Annotated in this window: 15 protein-coding genes; 7 read left to right on the top strand and 8 right to left on the bottom strand. The window is 66.0% G+C overall.

Annotated elements, in window-relative coordinates; translation table 11 throughout:
• Nucleotides 1–14: 14 nt before the first annotated feature.
• The 5 genes from AC5JJ2_RS04230 (at nt 15) to AC5JJ2_RS04210 (ending at nt 5886) form a co-directional block, all read left to right on the top strand.
• On the top strand, nt 15–896 hold the full coding sequence (locus AC5JJ2_RS04230; RefSeq protein ID WP_495856710.1) for a DUF6263 family protein: 882 nt from the start codon (nt 15–17) through the stop codon (nt 894–896).
• A 154-nt stretch (nt 897–1050) separates the two neighbouring features.
• The gene (locus AC5JJ2_RS04225) at nt 1051–1932 is read left to right on the top strand and encodes a DUF6263 family protein (RefSeq protein ID WP_495856709.1); all 882 of its coding nucleotides are present in this window, start codon (nt 1051–1053) and stop codon (nt 1930–1932) included.
• Between the two features lie 178 nt (nt 1933–2110).
• On the top strand, nt 2111–2665 hold the full coding sequence (locus tag AC5JJ2_RS04220; protein WP_495856708.1) for a thioredoxin family protein: 555 nt from the start codon (nt 2111–2113) through the stop codon (nt 2663–2665).
• 47 nt (nt 2666–2712) lie between these two features.
• On the top strand, nt 2713–4428 hold the full coding sequence (locus tag AC5JJ2_RS04215; protein ID WP_495856707.1) for a HEAT repeat domain-containing protein: 1716 nt from the start codon (nt 2713–2715) through the stop codon (nt 4426–4428).
• A 66-nt stretch (nt 4429–4494) separates the two neighbouring features.
• Nucleotides 4495–5886, top strand: coding sequence for a DUF1501 domain-containing protein (locus AC5JJ2_RS04210; protein ID WP_495856706.1), 1392 nt, complete (start codon nt 4495–4497; stop codon nt 5884–5886).
• A gap of 59 nt (nt 5887–5945) precedes the next feature.
• Here the strand turns inward: AC5JJ2_RS04210 and AC5JJ2_RS04205 are convergent, their stop codons facing one another.
• The 7 genes from AC5JJ2_RS04205 to AC5JJ2_RS04175 form a co-directional block, all read right to left on the bottom strand.
• A complete protein-coding gene (locus AC5JJ2_RS04205; RefSeq protein ID WP_495856705.1) occupies nt 5946–6419 on the bottom strand; it encodes a hypothetical protein in 474 nt (157 codons plus the stop codon).
• Entirely contained in the window at nt 6382–7944 is a 1563-nt protein-coding gene (locus AC5JJ2_RS04200) for a SpoVR family protein (RefSeq protein WP_495856704.1), read from the bottom strand. The genes AC5JJ2_RS04205 and AC5JJ2_RS04200 overlap by 38 nt, the downstream gene beginning before the upstream one ends.
• Nucleotides 7945–7953: 9 nt before the next feature.
• Nucleotides 7954–10344 carry a transporter substrate-binding protein gene (locus AC5JJ2_RS04195; protein WP_495856703.1) on the bottom strand — a complete coding sequence of 797 codons (2391 nt, stop codon included), beginning with the start codon at nt 10342–10344 and terminating at the stop codon, nt 7954–7956.
• 138 nt (nt 10345–10482) lie between these two features.
• On the bottom strand, nt 10483–10776 hold the full coding sequence (locus AC5JJ2_RS04190) for a hypothetical protein (protein WP_495856702.1): 294 nt from the start codon (nt 10774–10776) through the stop codon (nt 10483–10485).
• 2 nt (nt 10777–10778) lie between these two features.
• On the bottom strand, nt 10779–11129 hold the full coding sequence (locus tag AC5JJ2_RS04185; RefSeq protein ID WP_495856701.1) for a hypothetical protein: 351 nt from the start codon (nt 11127–11129) through the stop codon (nt 10779–10781).
• A gap of 3 nt (nt 11130–11132) precedes the next feature.
• Entirely contained in the window at nt 11133–12236 is a 1104-nt protein-coding gene (locus AC5JJ2_RS04180; RefSeq protein ID WP_495856700.1) for a DUF444 family protein, read from the bottom strand.
• Nucleotides 12237–12336: 100 nt separating this feature from the next.
• Complete coding sequence (locus AC5JJ2_RS04175; protein ID WP_495856699.1) at nt 12337–13398, bottom strand: lipoate--protein ligase family protein; 1062 nt, start codon at nt 13396–13398, stop codon at nt 12337–12339.
• A 209-nt stretch (nt 13399–13607) separates the two neighbouring features.
• On the opposite strand from AC5JJ2_RS04175, the gene xseA reads away from it, so the two are divergent.
• Complete coding sequence (xseA, locus tag AC5JJ2_RS04170; protein ID WP_495856698.1) at nt 13608–14828, top strand: exodeoxyribonuclease VII large subunit; 1221 nt, start codon at nt 13608–13610, stop codon at nt 14826–14828.
• Nucleotides 14829–14838: 10 nt separating this feature from the next.
• Complete coding sequence (locus AC5JJ2_RS04165; protein ID WP_495856697.1) at nt 14839–15105, top strand: exodeoxyribonuclease VII small subunit; 267 nt, start codon at nt 14839–14841, stop codon at nt 15103–15105.
• A 20-nt stretch (nt 15106–15125) separates the two neighbouring features.
• Here AC5JJ2_RS04165 and AC5JJ2_RS04160 read toward each other — a convergent pair whose 3' ends face one another.
• The gene (locus AC5JJ2_RS04160; protein ID WP_495856696.1) at nt 15126–15746 is read right to left on the bottom strand and encodes an MltR family transcriptional regulator; all 621 of its coding nucleotides are present in this window, start codon (nt 15744–15746) and stop codon (nt 15126–15128) included.
• Between the last annotated feature and the right edge of the window lie 27 nt (nt 15747–15773).

Below are 15773 nucleotides of genomic sequence, written 5' to 3'. Positions count from 1 at the left end.
CACGGGAGTCCTTCATGACCGGTTTCGTCACCACCCTTACCGTGGCCCTGGCGCTGTCGTCGGGCCAGGCGGACGGCGTCGCGCTCCGCTGGAAGCTCAAGGAGGGCGACACGTTCTACGTCAAGCAGACCGACACGATGGAGCAAACCGTCGGCGTCCTCGGCCAGAACCAGGAGCAGAAGACCGACTCCACCACCGTCAGCCGGTTCAAGGTGACGAAGGCCGACGCCGCCGGGTACACGCTGGAACAGACGATCCTCGACTCGGTCACGGAAACGAACGTCATCCCCGGCGGCCTCGGCGACTTCGACAAGAAGATCAAGGGGACGACGTTCACCGTCACCCTGGACAAGGACTTCAAGGCGACGAAGATCGACGGCGTGTCGGCCGCGTTCGACAAGGTCGTGCAGGACAACCCGGCCGTCAAGCCGATCGTCGCGTCCATCTTGCACGACGAGACGGTCAAGAAGGCCGTGCAGGACCTGTTCCGCGTCGGCCCGGACAAGGCGGTGAAGGTCGGCGACGCCTGGAAAGTGGACGAGGTCGCGCCGCTCGGCGCGAGCGGGGAGCTGGCGACGGAGCTGGCGTTCAAGCTCGCGACGGCGAAGGACGGCGTGGCGGAAGTCGCGTACACCGGCACGGCGAAGTTCTCGCCGCCGAAGGAGCCGTCCCCGGACGTGCCGTTCACGATCACCAAGGCCGACTTCAAGTCCGACAAGTTCACCGGCACGATCAAGTTCGACACGAAGGCCGCCCGCATGACGGCGTCCGAGAGCACGATGACGCTCGCCGGGACGATGACGCTGAAGGTCGGCGAGATGGAGCTGGCGGCCGACATCAAGTCGAAGGCCACGTCGAAGACCGAAATCCTCGACAAGAACCCGGTCGTGAACTGACGGCCAACCCGTGGAACCCGGAGCGGGAGCGACGGGGTGTCGAACCACTCGACACCCCGTCGCTCCCGCTCCGGGTTCCACGTCTATCCTTGCCTTCCCCCCGGCCGCGGGTAGGTTCACCTTTGGTACTTCCCCATCGTTTCGGGAGCACGTCATGACCGGTTTCGTGGCCACCCTCGCCCTCGCCCTCGTCGCGTCGCCGGGGCAGGCGGACGGCGTCTCGCTCAAGTGGACGCTCAAGGCGGGCGACACGTTCTACGCCAAGACGACGACGAACCTGGAACAAACCATCGTCGCCATGGGCAACAACATCGACCAGAAGCAGGACCAAACCACCGTCCACCGGTACAAGGTCCTCGCGGCCGACAAGGACGGGTACAAGCTCGAGCAGACGATCCTCCAGGCCGTCACCGAGAGCAACCTCCCCGGCGTGGACTTCGCCGACCTCGGCAAGAAGATGAAGGGGGCCGTGTTCACCATCACCATGAACGACAAGTTCAAGGTGACGAAGATGGAGGGCGTGGCCGACCTCGCCAAGAAGCTCGGCGACGACAACCCGATCCTCAAGCAGGTCCTAGCCGGGATCATGAACGAGGAGGTGCTGAAGCGGACCGTCGAGGACGTGTTCGGCAGCGGCCCGGACAAGCCGGTGAAGGTCGGCGACACGTGGAAGCAGGACGAGACGTTCCCGCTCGGCCCGATCGGCGAGATGGCCGTCAAGATGAGCTACAAGCTGGAGAAGTCGAAGGACGGGGTGGAGGAGATCGCGTTCACCGGCGACGCCAAGTACTCGCCGCCGAAGGAGGCCGCCGAGGGGCTGCCGTTCACGATCAGCAAGGCCGACCTGAAGACGGACAAGTTCGCCGGCACGACGCTGTTCGACAGCAAGGCCGGGCGGACGAAGGAGACGAAGGCGGAGATGAACATGTCCGGCAGCATGACCGTGAAAGTCGGCGAGGCCGAGATCGGTATGGACCTGAAGCAGAAGCTGACGACGAAGACGGAAGTGACGGACAAGAACCCGGTCGTGGACTGACGGCCCGACTTCCGAAGTCCGGCTTCGACTTCGGAAGTCGATAGTCGCGGGGGCGTTCCTCACATCCCGTCGGCGCTGGCCCCGTTCGACTTCCGAAGTTGAAGCCGGACTTCGGAAGTCGGTATTTCCCACGGCCCGTGGCGTCCCGCCGCGGGCCGATTTCCTTTGAGGTTCCCCCATGCTCTCGTTCGACTTCTTCTCGTCGGCCCTGCCGTATGACGAGTTCTTCATGAAATTCGGCAAGCCGACCGACAAGCCGCGGTGGGATAACACCCGCGGCCGCGTCGTGCTCACCGACGATCAGCAGAAACTGCTCCAGCAGTTCAAGCGGAAGATGAATGTTCTCGTCCTGGCCGGCGCGTGGTGCGGCGACTGTGCCGGCCAGTGCCCGGCGTTCGAGCGGTTCGCCGAGGTCGCGCCGGTCCTGAACGTCCGCTACCTCGACCGCGACGCCCACCCGGCGGCCCAGGAAGAGTTGAAGATCAACGGCGGCAACCGCGTCCCGGTGGTCGTGTTCTTCAGCGAGGACGGGCTAGAAATCGGGCGGTACGGCGAACGGACCCTCACAACTTACCGAAAGCTCGCGGGCCAGCTCGGCGGCGAGTCGTGCGGCAGCGGCCTCGTCACCGGCGACACCCTCGCCGGGGTCGTGCAGGACTGGTTGAACGAGTTTGAACGCGCCCAGCACATCCTTCGGTTATCGCCCCGCCTGAGGCGTTTGCACGGGGACTAAACGTGCCATAAGGTAAGGGAGACGCTTTCGGTCGTTTCGAGGCCCAGATGTTCGGCTACCCCTGCCCGTTCTGCACCCAACGCCTGCTGGCCGCGCCGGAACGGGCGGGGCAACGCACGATCTGCCCGAAGTGCCTCAAGCCGATCGTCATCCCGAAGCCGGACGAGGGGAAGAAGCCGGAACCGGTGGCGGTGGCGGCGGTGGCGGCCGAGCCGGACGAAGTGCCGATCAGCATGATGCCGACCGGCCTGGACGATGACGACGAGTACATTTCCCCCGAGCCGAGCGACCCGACGCCGATGCCGGAACCCCGGCCGCCGGCCCGCATCGGGGCCGCGGCCGGGACGGCCGCCGACCCGATCCCGCTCCAACCCGCGGCCGCCGTCCTGGTCCGCGACCCGGAGTCGGTCGCGGACATGGCCGCGCCGGCGGAGACGAAGGACGAAGACCCGCCGCTGACGCCCGGCCCCGTTCCGATCCCGGCCCCGACGCCTTACGTCCCGCCGTCGTTCCCGGACACGTACTTCCCGCCGGTCGCGTACCCGGCCCCCGGGCCGCTCCCGGAGCCGACGAGCTTCCCGGCCCCGGACTACCCGGCCCCCGGCCGCATCACCGGCGACCACCCGGCCGCGGCGCTGCCGCCGCCGGGCGGGCACGCCGCCACGAACGGGCTGATCGTCTTCAACCCGACGGACGTGGAGGCGGCGGACATCGCGGCCGAGTTGACGCAGGCCATCGCCCGGACGATGAAGCCGGCCCCGGAGCCGCCGAGCGACCTGCGGCTGACGACCGGCCTGTGGATCATTCTGACCGCCTGCGGGTTCGCCCTCTGGCTGTTCTGCATGGTGTCCGACATGGAGCCGCTGAAGAACGTCGCGGCCGTCGGCGCGGTCGAGTTGGTCATCGGCTACCTGTGGGTGGCCGTCGCGTTCGGCCAACGGAGCGTCAAGCAGGGGTTCGTCACGCTCTTCCCGCCGGTGTGGGTCTACCGGGCCGCCAACCCGCCCTACGAACCGGGCTACCGGCCGCTGCGGTTCGTCGTGGCCGGCGCGGTCCTGCTGTCGCTGTACGTGATCGGCCCGAGGGTTCAGCCGTACCTGAACGCGTGGGTCGGCATCACCCCGGACGCGGCCCCGGCCCCGCCGGAGGCGGTCGAGTCGCCACTGTTGAAGCTGCTGGCGGCCGAACGGGACAGGAACACGCTGGCGATCAAGCAGCACCTGGCGTTCTTCGCGAAGACGGAGTCGCTCATCGCGCTGCCGGCCGCGGCGAAACCCAACGTGATCGAGCTGCTGCAGCGCCTCGCGAGGCACGAACGCGGGGAGGTCCGCGAGGACGCCCTGCGGGCGCTCGTGACGTGGGCGCAGGACGACGCGAAGCCGGCGGTCCTGCGGGCGGTGCCGTCCGACGACGGCGACGAGCGGACGGCCGCCTACGACCTCGTGACCCGCTGGGCCGACGCGGAAACGGTGAAGGTGCTGCTCGGCCGGATCGGCTCGCCGCACGCGGCGCAGGCCAACCAGGCGCTCAACGCGATCGGCAAGTCGGACCGCGGCCGGGCGGCGATCGAGGACGCCCTGCTACCGCTGTTGAAGGACCGGACGAACGAGTCGTGGCACACGTACCTGGCGCTGGCCGGCGAGTTCGGCGGGGCGAAGGCGGCGGCCGCGGTCGAGGAACTCCGCCGCGCGAGCGGCCGGGCGAGCGAGCGAGAGGCGCTGTCGCAGTGCCTCGCGACGATCCGGGCGCGGCTGCGGCGGTAGTTCCCGGTTCATTTCTTCGGCCGAGTTCGGTAGGATCACATCAGCCCCATCGTTCGAGGCCCTTTCATGCGCTCCCCGGCCTTCCGCCACCTGCCGACCCGCCGCGCCGTGTTGCGATCCATCGTCGGCGGGTCGCTGACCCTCCCGGCCATCCTCAGTCAGGCCCTCGCCGCCGGCGGGAAGGACCACCCGCTCGCCCCGAAGGCGTCGCACTTCCCGGCGAAGGCCAATCGGGTCATCTTCCTGTTCAGCACCGGCGGCGTCTCGCACATGGAGACGTTCGATTACAAGCCGAAGCTGTTCGAGCTGGACGGCAAGACGATGGTGGTCGGCGGCGGGCTGTCCAACCAGCAGAAGCCGCTGGTGAAGCCGCAGTGGAAGTTCCAGCCCGGCGGCAAGTCCGGCACGCTGGTCAGCGACCTGTTCCCGTTCGTCCGCGACCAGATCGACGACGTGTGCGTCATCCGGTCCATGAAGTCGGACGACAACGAGCACTACCAGGCGACGCTCGCGATGCACTGCGGGTCGTTCTTCTTCACCCGGCCGAGCATGGGCGCGTGGGTGAGCTACGGCCTCGGCACGGTGAACCAGAACCTGCCGTCGTTCATCGTGATTGCCCCCCACATGCCCTACGCCGGGACGCAGGTGTACGGCAACGACTTCCTCCCGGCCTACCACCAGGGCACGCGGGTCGTCCCCGGCGGCGACCCGATCCCGAACCTCGCCAAGCGGACGACGACGAAGAACCTCCAGGAGTTGGAACTGGGGTTGGCCGAGGCGTTCAACCGCGACCACCTGAAGGCGAACGGCAACGACTCGGAATTGGCGGCAAGGATTCAATCGTTCGAGACGGCGTTCAAGATGCAGACGGAGGCTCCGGAGGCGTTCGACCTGACGAAGGAGACGAAGGAGACGCTCTCGCTCTACGGCCTGAAGCCGGGCGAGACCGAGGGGTTCGGCTGGCAGTGCCTGATCGCCCGGCGGCTGGCGGAACGCGGCGTGCGGTTCATCGAGCTGATCGACACCGGGGCGTCCAACAACTGGGACGCGCACCAGGACATGGCCCAGCACGAGCCGCTGGCGAAGAAGATCGACCGGCCGATCGCGGCGCTGCTCCAGGACCTGAAGCGGCGGGGGATGCTCGACGACACACTGGTGGTGTGGACGACGGAGTTCGGCCGCACGCCGGGGCAGGACGGGCCGACCGGCCGCGGCCACCACAGCGCGTGCTTCTCGTCGTGGCTGGCCGGCGGCGGCGTGAAGGGCGGCATCACCTACGGCGAGACGGACGACATCGGCGCGACGGTGGCGACGGACAAGGTCCACGTCCACGACTTCCACGCGACGATCCTGCACCTGTTGGGCATGGACCACACGAGGCTGACGTACCGGCACGCCGGCCGCGACTACCGGCTGACCGACGTTCACGGGAACGTGGTGAAGAAAATCCTGGCGTGAGGGGTTCAAAAAGAAAGCCCGCGGACGAACGTCCGCGGGCTTCGGCTTCCCACGTCACATCAGTTCGCGATGTCGCCGACCAGCTTCGCCAGCGCCTCGTGCGTCACCGCGAACGGGACTTGCTCCCGCTTCGTGCCGGCCTTGCGGTCCGCCTGGTAGCGGCGGACGGTCGCCTTCGCCGTGCCGTCGAGGACGATCTCGTAGTAGCTAACGGCGGTCCCCTTCTTCGACGGCGTGTCGCTCCGCAAGACGGCCTCGCTCCGCTCGGCGTCCACCTCCAGCAGCTTGATCCGCTCCATGAGGCCGGACGACCGGGTGGCGATGCCGTCCGCCCACGCCCGCGGCGTCAGCCCCTCGGGCGCGTCCGCGGTGCGGGTGAGCGTCAATTCCCACGCCAGCGTGCCGACCACGTCGTTGTGGTCGGCCGTCAGGCTCACGGCCCACCCGTCGGCCGGGAACGCCTCGGCCCACGTGCCGCGGGCGGTCGGCTTCCACTCACTTAACTTTGGGTGCAGCTTTTCCGCGAGGGTCATAGTCGGCTCCGATGGCTTGATGTGTGTGGTCCGACCCGTCGAAACTCAGGAGCATCGGCTTGTCGTCCACGACGGTTTCCAGGTGGACCGGCCGGCCCCAGACGTACTGAATGTTCGTCAGCACGTCGCGGGCCTCGGGTAGTTTCAACTCTACCCCATTATACCCGTGCCGCAACAGCAACTCGCCGCGGTTGGCGTGGTTGCCGTTCAGCACGTAAATCCACGGTTTCCCGAAGTTCGTCAAGCTGAACAGCAACCGCTGCTTGACCTTCTGGAACTCCCGACTCTCGATCACGTAGTTCTTCGTCTGGTCCTGGTAGTTGAACGAGAACAGCTTGTTCTCGACGCAGAACTCCGGCGTGAGGAAGGTGTCGATGAACGTTATGTCGTTGTGAATCTTGCGGACCTCGAAGATTTTCTGCCGCCCGAGGCCGGTCTGCTTGTCCCAGTTTCGCTTTTTGTCCAGGTCGTCGCAGTTTTCCCACTCCGGCCCGAACTGCCCCATGTTCCATCGCCGCTCAATGTCGCGGAGGAGCTCGATGCCGACCTTGTACGGGTTCAGCCGCCGGGAGCTTGTGGCCATCGTCCCGGAATGGTGGTCGGCGTAGTCGATGAGTTCGGACGAGTCGAGCACCTTCTGGGTCATGATTGTGCTGTGCCAGAAACTGGCCCACCCCTCGTTGATAATTTTCGTTTGAGCTTGAGGATAAAAGTAATACGCTTCATCACGGATAATTGATAAAACATCTCTTTGCCAGTTTTTAAGCGGCGCGTGCTCGATGAGGAACATCAGCACGTCCTTCTCCGGCCGCTCCGGGAAGTGCGGCGGCGTCTGCTGCGTCTTCGCCTTCCGCTTCTCGTCCTCGGCCGCCCGCAGTTGGTCCGGCGGGTTCACGAAGTCCGTCAGGTAGTCCTTCGTCTTGAACCGGACCGGCTTGTCGTCGTCGTCCTCCTCGCCGTCCTTCGCGCCGTTGAGGTGCGCGTGCGGGTCGTCCCGCCGCTTGATGGCGACGGAGTGGATGTCGATCAGGTCGTCGATGGACATGCACTTGTCCAGGAACGCCTCGACCTCGTCCTCGCCGAACCGCTCGGCGTACCGCCGCAGCCGGTTGCCGTGGTTGGCGATCTCGTCCATCATCTTCCGGGTAGTGTGCCCGAAGTAGGCGTTATTCTTGAAAAAATCGCAGTGACCGTAGACGTGCGCCATCACCAGCTTCTGATCGACCGTGTGGTTGCACCGCATCAGGTACGCGTAGCACGGGTCGTTGTTGATCACCATCTCGTAAATCTTCGACAGCCCGTAGGAGTAGCTCTTGCTCAACTCCTCGTACTGCATGCCGAACGACCAGTGCGGGTAGCGGGTCGGGAACCCGCCGTAGGCCGCGATCTCGTTGAGGTCGTCCGCGTCCACGACCTCGAAGATCGTCTCGTAGAAGTCCAGGCCGTAGTCGCGGGCGTACCCCTCGATCTCGTCCTTGAGCACCCGCAAGTGCGGCGGGAGGTTCGTGTTGTACGGCCGACTCATCGCGCCCTCCTATTTGTCCGGCAAGCCCGGCAACTGCCACCGGTTCCCCCACCCGACATAGAACTCCGAGAGCAACTGCTCCCACTCCTGCTTCGTCCGCGTGTCCGGGAACGGGACCGGCCGGACGCTCTCCTTCGACTCGAACACCACCTTGACCTTCCCGTCCGATTGTACCCGGCCGATCCGGTACGGCCGCCACGCGTGCTGGTTCTCCTCGTCGATCTTGACGTTCGCCCCCGGTCCGGCGTGCTCGATCCCGCGGACGGCCTTCGCCACGGCCGCCGCGTCCGGCGACCCGGCGGCCGTCGCCGCCTTCCCCCACAGGTGGACGGCCGTGTACGCATGAACCATGTTATCCGTCGCCGCCCGGTCCGCCCCGTATCGGTCCCGCACCTTTTGCAAGAAGACGCGGTTCTCCTCCCGGTCGATCGCCTGGAAGTAGCTCGCGGCCAGGTAGTCCCCGGCCATGCCGGCCATGCCGCGGAGTTCGTGCTCGGTCATCGATACGGACATCGTCGGGATGTCGCTCGACCGGACGCCCCGCGCCCGCAGTTCCTTGAAGAACGCGAAGTTCGTCCCGCCGTGGATGACGTTGATGATCGCGTCCGGCTTCGCCACCTCGATCCGGTCGATCGCCTCCGACACGTCCTTCGACCCGAGCGGGAAGAACACCGCCTCGACCACCACCGCCCCGGTCTTCCGCGCCTTCAGCCGGTCCTTCACGAGTTCCAACCCGGCCCGCGGCGAGATCAGGTCCGACCCGACGAAGAACAGCCGCCGCTTGCCGAGCACCTCCGTCACGTAATCGACGGACGGCAGGAACTTCTGGTTGGCCGCCGCCCCGACGTACACGATCCGCGGCGACTGCTCCAGCCCCTCGTGGGAGGCCGGGAAGAACAACAACCCGTCGTTCCGCTCGACGACGCCGCGGACGGCCTTCCGGGACGCCGACGTTTGACACCCGAAGATGGCGACGACCTTCTCGCGGGTGAGCAGCCGCACGGCCTCGTCGTCGAACACCTCGGGGTCGGACTTCCCGTCCGCCGCGATCGCCTGCACCGGCCGGCCGAGGACGCCGCCCGTTCGATTCAATTCTTCGATGGCGAGCATGGTCGCGTCAATGATCGGCAGCTCGCTGACGGCCATTGTTCCCGTCCGCGAGTGCAAAACACCGACCTTGATCGGCTCCCCGGTCGGTATCGCGACGGACGACGAACCGCCCCGGCCGCCGGGCTTTAGCGCGAACCACGCGACCCCCGCCACGGCGACGAGCGCGGCCAACCCGCCGACCCAAACCGGCCACTTCCGCCGCGGTTCCGGCAGTTGTCCGGCCCGCCGCAGGGCGGCGGTGTCCTCCGGCTTCGTGTCGGCCTTCAGGCTGCTCCCGGTTTCCGCCGCGGCGACCGGCACGACCCGCGACGCGGGCTGTGGCGGCGGGGTTTCCACCGGGCCGAGCGGCGTGGCGAGCGCCGCGTCCAGGGTGGCGATGACCTCCTGCGCCGAGTCCGGGCGGTCGTTGCGGTCCTTCGCTAAGAGCCGATCGACCAATTCCGCGACCGGCGGCGGGACGGCCGGGTTCCGCTCCAGCACCGGCGGTGGCGTCTTCGACGCGAGGGCGAGGAAGACCTTCATCGTCGATTCGCCGGGGAACGCCATCTCGCCGGTGAGCATCACGTACAGCACGCACCCGAGGCTGAACAGGTCGGCCCGGTGGTCGATCGGGTCGCCGTTGGCCTGCTCCGGGGCCATGTAGTTTGGCGTGCCGATAACGAACCCGGTCGCCGTCAGGCCGGGTTCGCTCGTCAGCCGCCGAGCCAGCCCGAAGTCGAGGATGCGGACGCGGCGGAACGTCCCGCCGTCGGGGGACGATTCGAGCCAGAGGTTCGCGGGCTTGATGTCCCGGTGGATCAACCCCCGTGCGTGGGCGGCTTGAAGCCCGACGGCCGCCTGCCGGGCGATGAGCAGGGCCGTCCGCAGGCCGAGGCGCTGCGGCTTGTCGAGCCGGGCCTGGAGCGTCATGCCGTGCAGGTACTGCATGACCAGGAACGCGGTCATGCCGAGCGTGCCGACCTGGTAGATGGTCGCCACATACTCCGACTCGATGGCCGCCGCCGCCCGCGCCTCGCGGAGGAACCGCTCCCGGTTGTCCGGGTCGGCGGCGACCTCCGGCCGCAGCACCTTGAGTGCGACGGTCCGGTGCAAGTGCGTGTCCTCGGCCTCGAAGACGATGCCCATGCCGCCCTTGCCGAGGACGCGGATCACGCGGAAGTCGCCGAGCCGCCCGATCTCGTCCGGGCCGCGGGGCGGGTCGAGGAACGGCAGCTCGCGGGTCGCGGTGTCGGGCTTCGCCGGGCCGAAGATGATCGAGTTAGAAAGGTCGTCGTCGTCGGACGTGTTCATCGCTGTGTCCCCGTGCGAGGGCCGGGAAACCACCCATTGTGTAGCGTACCCGCACCGAAACGACCGATCCAGCATTCCGTGTCCGATTTAATGCCCGGTCTTCGGCGGAGACACGGCCGAAGATCGGGGATCGTCCAGCTACCTCTTGGTCAGGGTCACGATCAACCCGGACGCGAGTGAGAGAACCGCACCTACAAGGAGCATGATGAAGCCCCAAAGTCGACCGGCCCAGAGTTCGAGCCGCTTGATCTGGTCGTCGAGCCGTTGCTTCAGGAGGGCATTATCCTTTTCCAGTTCGGCAATGCGGTTCTCGCCATCACGAATCGAGGTTGTCGCGTCCGTCAGGGCCTGTTTGAGGTAAGCGAAGTCGGCCTTGAGGGTGAGAGCGATCCGTTCCAAGTCCTGGATGCGTTCCGTGTTCGTGTTGGCCAACGTTACACCCCCGCCTGAGTCGCGAGGTTCTGCCTTAGCTTCTGCATTTTTTGATTGAGGAACCGGTCCAGGATGCTGCTGTGAAGTTCGCGAACTTGGCGACGCAGGGCCTGTGGATCACCGTCAAAAGTTTGGGTACTTAGGTATTCGACACCGGAGCCGGCGATGTCGTCGGTCAATTCAAGCTCGATGACACGGTCCGGAGCGGTCCCGCCTTCGCTCAAACTCCACCGGAGTGAAACCCGATCCCCGGAAGCACCAACTGTCTGTTCGATGCTAGGGATCACGGCCTTGATCCGTTCTGGCAGCCCCGGAATTACTTCCGTATTCACTTGCTCTACGCGCTTTAACATGACTCACCTCCCCGTCTTCAAGAATTCCTTGATGCTCCCCAGGATCGCGTCGCGGTCCGGCACCTTCGTCGCCACGACGTTCTCGTGCTCGTCGAGCAGCTCGCTGATGTGCTCGAAGAACTCGCCGCTGCCGTAGGGGGACTCGACCTGGCCGTAGCCGAACAGGTTCAGCTTCGGGAGCATCTGCTCCTTCAACAGCGCCAGGCACTTCGGGTTGTCGTCGCCCCAGTTGTCGCCGTCGCTGAAGTGGAACGCGTACACGTTCCACTCGGTCGCCGGGAACCGGGCGTGCATGATCTTGTTCGCCAGCTCGTAGGCGCTGCTGATCTTCGTCCCGCCGCTCTCGCGGGTGTGGTAGAACGTGTGCTCGTCCACCTCGTGCGCGGCCGCGTCGTGGACGATGTACACCGTCTCCACGCCCTGGTAGTGCCGCTTGATCCACGTGTCGATCCAGAACGACTCGATCCGCACGATCTCCTTCTGCTCGTCCGTCATGCTGCCGGACACGTCCATCATGTAGATCACGCACGCCACGGCGTCCGGCTTCGGCACTTCCTTCCAACTCCGGTACTGCTTGTCCTCCCGGATCGGCACGACCAGCGGGTCGGCCGGGTTGTACGTCCCCGTGGAGATTTGCCGCTTGAGCGCCTTCTTGTACGTCCGCTTGAAGTGCCGCAGGCTCTCCGGGCCGACGTTGCGGATGGACGAGTACTTGTCCTTCTCGGTGACGACGTTCTTCTTCCCCTTCGGCTCGATGCGGGGCAGCGCGAGTTCCTCGCCGAGGATGTCGGCGAGTTCCTCCATCGTGAGATCGACTTCGAGGATGTGGCCGCCCGGCTGGTCGCCGGCCTGCGGGTCGCCGTCGCCGTCCTGCGGCTGGGTGAGCGGCTGGCCGGGCTGCCCGTCGCCGACGCCGACGCCGCCGCCGCCCTTGTTCCCGTACCGGAACTGCGGCGTGTTGATCGACGGCATCGGGATCGACACGAGGTCGTTCCCCTTCTTGCCGATCATCTCGCCGCGGCTGATGTACTTCGACAGGTTCGACTTCACCTTGCCGCGAACGATCTTGCGGAACCGTTGCAGGTCTTGTTCGATTTTTTGTCCCACGGCGGATGCCTCGTGCGTGGCGGGATGCCCGACTGCCTGAATTTTACCAGAACCGGGTCTGTCGAAGGGAGATGATTCGAGCGGACGGGCCATCGTAGCGTCAGGGGAACTCGTGCGTCCAGTCCGCGTGACCGTACTTCGTGCGGACCAACTCGGTCACCGCTGCGTGCTCCTCGGCCGTGATCGACGAGGGCGTCCCACCGTAGGTACGCTGGAACGTCTGCCGCAGATGCTCGACGATGACCACACGGGGAAGGTTCGCCTGCGAAACGAGCGGCGACACGACCTTCGCCGCGGACGCGACGGCGTTCGCCCGCGGCTTCGCCCGGCCGATGCGGAGGACGCGGGCCATCTCGTCGGAATCGAGGGCGTAGGCGATGGTGGTGTGGTGCAGCACCGTGCCGCGCCGCCGGGACTGGGCCGCGCCGCCGATCTTGCCGTCGCCGCACGCGATGTCGTTCACCGGGACGTGATGCGCGTCGATGCCGAGTTCCCGCAGGCCGCGGACGACCCAGGCGTCGCACACCTCGTAGCTCTGGCGGATCGTCAGCCCGGCGACCGCGTCTTCCGGCAGGACCAGCGAGTACGTGATCGTGCCGTGCGGCTGGACGAACATCGCCCCGCCGCCGGTCAGCCGCCGGACGAGCGAAACCCCGGCGTCGGCCATCGCTTCGCGATCGACCTCGTTTTCGACCGACTGACACCGGCCGATGACGACGGCCGGTTCCGCCCACCGCCAGAACCGCAGGCACGGCGACCCGGCGTCGCTGAGGACTTCGTCGAGCGCCGCGTTTAGCGCGGCGTCGAGTGGTTGCTCCGGGATGATGCGCCAGGGGAACGACTTCCAGCGCTCGGTGAGCGCGTCGATCTGGTTCGCCGTGAAGCTGCCGATCCGCGGGACGGGGGCGCAGTTGGCGGCCCCGTGAAGGGCGTCCGCGATTCGTTGCGCCAAGCCGACGGGGAAGGGGACGCCGAACGGGACGGCCGCCCGCACCCGCGCGGCTAGGGCAGCGACTTCCGCGTCGGCCGGCAGTCGTTCGAGCGCGGGCGAGAAGTCGTGGACCGGGCCGGCCACCTTCACGTCGGCGAGGCGGCCGTTGGTGACGGAAAAAGTGATCGCGACGATTTTGCCGTCGGCCAGGGGAACGTCCGCGTGGGGCACCGGCACTTACTCCTGATGAGGCAAGTATTCTATCAGTGACCGACTTCCGAAGTCCGGCTTCGACTTCGGAAGTCCAACGGGACCAGTACTCACGCAGAGGGGAGGTACACCCCCGCGGGCTCGACTTCCGAAGTCGAAGCCGGACTTCGGAAGTCGGGCGGTTCGCAACCCGCATTCTCAAGGCCGCCGTTCTCCGGTAATCTTCCCCCATGCCGCCGCCGGATCCCGCTTCCGTTCTCACCGTCTCCGCGCTCGCCGGGCAGGTCAAGGACTTGCTCGAGACCGAGTACGCGAGCGTCTGGGTCGCCGGCGAAATCTCGAACCTCACGAAGGCCGCGTCCGGCCACATGTACCTCACGCTCAAGGACGCGAAGGCCCAGCTCAAGTGCGCGTTCTTCCGCGGGATGAACCTGCGGCTGCGGTTCGACCCGCACAACGGCCTCGAGGTCCTCGCCCGCGGGCAAGTGAGCTTCTACGGCGAGCGGGGCGACTGCCAGTTTTACGTTCAGGAGATGCAGCCGAAGGGGATGGGCGCGGCCGAACTCGCGCTGCGGCAACTCAAGGAGCGGCTGCTGGCGAAGGGGTACTTCGACCCGAAGCGGAAGCGGCCGCTGCCGAAGTTCCCGCGGCGGGTGGCGCTCGTCGCGTCGGCGACCGGGGCGGCGATCCGCGACATGCTCGAGCTGCTCGCCCAGCGGTGGCCGATAACGGAGGTGGTCGTCCGCCCGTCCCGCGTGCAGGGAGACGGCGCGGCCCAGGACGTGGCGGCCTCCTTAAAGATGTTGAACTCCCTGCACGAACAGAAGAAGCTCCCGCTCGACGCGATAGTCATCGGCCGCGGCGGCGGCAGCGCCGAGGACCTGTGGGCGTTCAACGAAGAGGTCGTCGCGGACGCGATCTTCCAGTCGCTCGTGCCGGTCGTGTCCGCGGTCGGCCATGAGGTGGACGTGACGGTCGCGGACCTCGTCGCGGACCGGCGCGCGGAGACGCCGTCGGCCGCGATCATGGCGCTCGTTCCGGACCGCAAGGAACAGGCGGCGACTCTCCGCGAGTTCGGCACGCGGTTCGACAACGCGCTCGCCGACCGGTTCGCGTACCTGCGGCAGCGGCTCGACCAGCTCGCGTCCCGCCCGGCGTTGCGGAAGCCGTTCGCCCGCGTCCGCGAGGCCGAGCAGCGGCTCGACGACCTCGCGGCCCGGCTGCAACGGGCGGCGAAGGTCCGGCTCGACCGGGCGAATCAAAAAGTTGCCGCGGCCGCGGAGCAACTGGAGTCGCTCAGCCCGCTGAACGTACTGAAGCGCGGGTACAGCCTGACGCTCGCCGACGGGCAGGTCGTCCGCGACGCGGCGGCGCTCGCCGCGGGCGACGTCATCGAAACACGCCTCGCCGCCGGCACGGTCACGAGCCGGGTGGTAAAGGTCCAAGACTGAGGTTTTGCGAATGGCCGAGACGCCCCGATTTGAACAGGCGCTGTCCGAGCTGGAGCGCGTCCTGCGCGACCTGGAGGACGGCACGACGACGCTCGACGACGCCCTCGCCCGGTACGAGCGGGGCGTGCAGCTCCTGCGCGTCTGCTACGGCCAGTTGAAGGACGCCGAACAGAAGATTCAGCAACTGTCCGGCCTGACCGAGGACGGGAAGCCGCAGTTGACCCCGTTCGAGCACGTCGCGGCCGTGGAGAAGGTCGCGCGACGGAAGGCTAACTGAGCGAAAGACAAAGGAACACCCTATCGCTGCGCGGTGGATGGGAGGAAAGTTGCCGTTCCCTTGAACTTGACACCCATCATCATGTTCATGCCCGTCTCGAAGGATTCGGTCTTTATGCTTGGACCTGTGTACGATGAAGTGTTTTGAACTGCGAGGTCATTCAGTAGCTGCACAATGAATTCGATGGCTATGGCAAAGCGCCATCGTGGAGTGGAGAATTTTTCCCTGACGTTGTTTAAAACAGCATCTGAGAACCGCTTGCGGTTGTCTTTTGCAGTTATCCCTTCCAAAAACGCAGCAGCGGAGCAAAGGTTGTGTGTTCTATCCGAGATTGATTGATCCTTGAAATCAAGCTCATGATCCCAACTATGTGCAAAATCGTTCCGAATGCCTCGTACTGTGTCTAAATCTGCTTTCATATCGGCATCTATCCAGCCAAGTGAGTAGGCCATATTTATTTTGGCGCTAAATGAGCCCAACGGTCCCTGCACAGCGAACAGTTTCTTGTCTGGCACGTGTAATCTCTTCTCAAATATCTTCTTCAAGTACTCTTCGAGTAGTGCTGCTCCGAGAACGCCACAAGCTCTGTCCGTCTCTTTGGCGAAACGTTCAAAGAAGGCATCTTGTTCGGGGTACGTCATCGTGTGATGTCCTTTGCCAACGCTGTA

It is taken from the genome of Limnoglobus sp., assembly GCF_059499385.1.
This window is presented reverse-complemented; position numbering and strand designations above follow the sequence as displayed.

Bases quoted from the DNA above. Each gene is read 5' to 3' on its own strand.
- AC5JJ2_RS04230 (WP_495856710.1), top strand. From the start codon at position 15: ATGACCGGTTTCGTCACCACCCTTACCGTGGCCCTGGCGCTGTCGTCG.
- AC5JJ2_RS04225 (WP_495856709.1), top strand. From the start codon at position 1,051: ATGACCGGTTTCGTGGCCACCCTCGCCCTCGCCCTCGTCGCGTCGCCG.
- AC5JJ2_RS04220 (WP_495856708.1), top strand. From the start codon at position 2,111: ATGCTCTCGTTCGACTTCTTCTCGTCGGCCCTGCCGTATGACGAGTTC.
- AC5JJ2_RS04215 (WP_495856707.1), top strand. From the start codon at position 2,713: ATGTTCGGCTACCCCTGCCCGTTCTGCACCCAACGCCTGCTGGCCGCG.
- AC5JJ2_RS04210 (WP_495856706.1), top strand. From the start codon at position 4,495: ATGCGCTCCCCGGCCTTCCGCCACCTGCCGACCCGCCGCGCCGTGTTG.
- AC5JJ2_RS04205 (WP_495856705.1), bottom strand. From the start codon at position 6,419: ATGACCCTCGCGGAAAAGCTGCACCCAAAGTTAAGTGAGTGGAAGCCG.
- AC5JJ2_RS04200 (WP_495856704.1), bottom strand. From the start codon at position 7,944: ATGAGTCGGCCGTACAACACGAACCTCCCGCCGCACTTGCGGGTGCTC.
- AC5JJ2_RS04195 (WP_495856703.1), bottom strand. From the start codon at position 10,344: ATGAACACGTCCGACGACGACGACCTTTCTAACTCGATCATCTTCGGC.
- AC5JJ2_RS04185 (WP_495856701.1), bottom strand. From the start codon at position 11,129: ATGTTAAAGCGCGTAGAGCAAGTGAATACGGAAGTAATTCCGGGGCTG.
- xseA (WP_495856698.1), top strand. From the start codon at position 13,608: ATGCCGCCGCCGGATCCCGCTTCCGTTCTCACCGTCTCCGCGCTCGCC.
- AC5JJ2_RS04165 (WP_495856697.1), top strand. From the start codon at position 14,839: ATGGCCGAGACGCCCCGATTTGAACAGGCGCTGTCCGAGCTGGAGCGC.
- AC5JJ2_RS04160 (WP_495856696.1), bottom strand. From the start codon at position 15,746: ATGACGTACCCCGAACAAGATGCCTTCTTTGAACGTTTCGCCAAAGAG.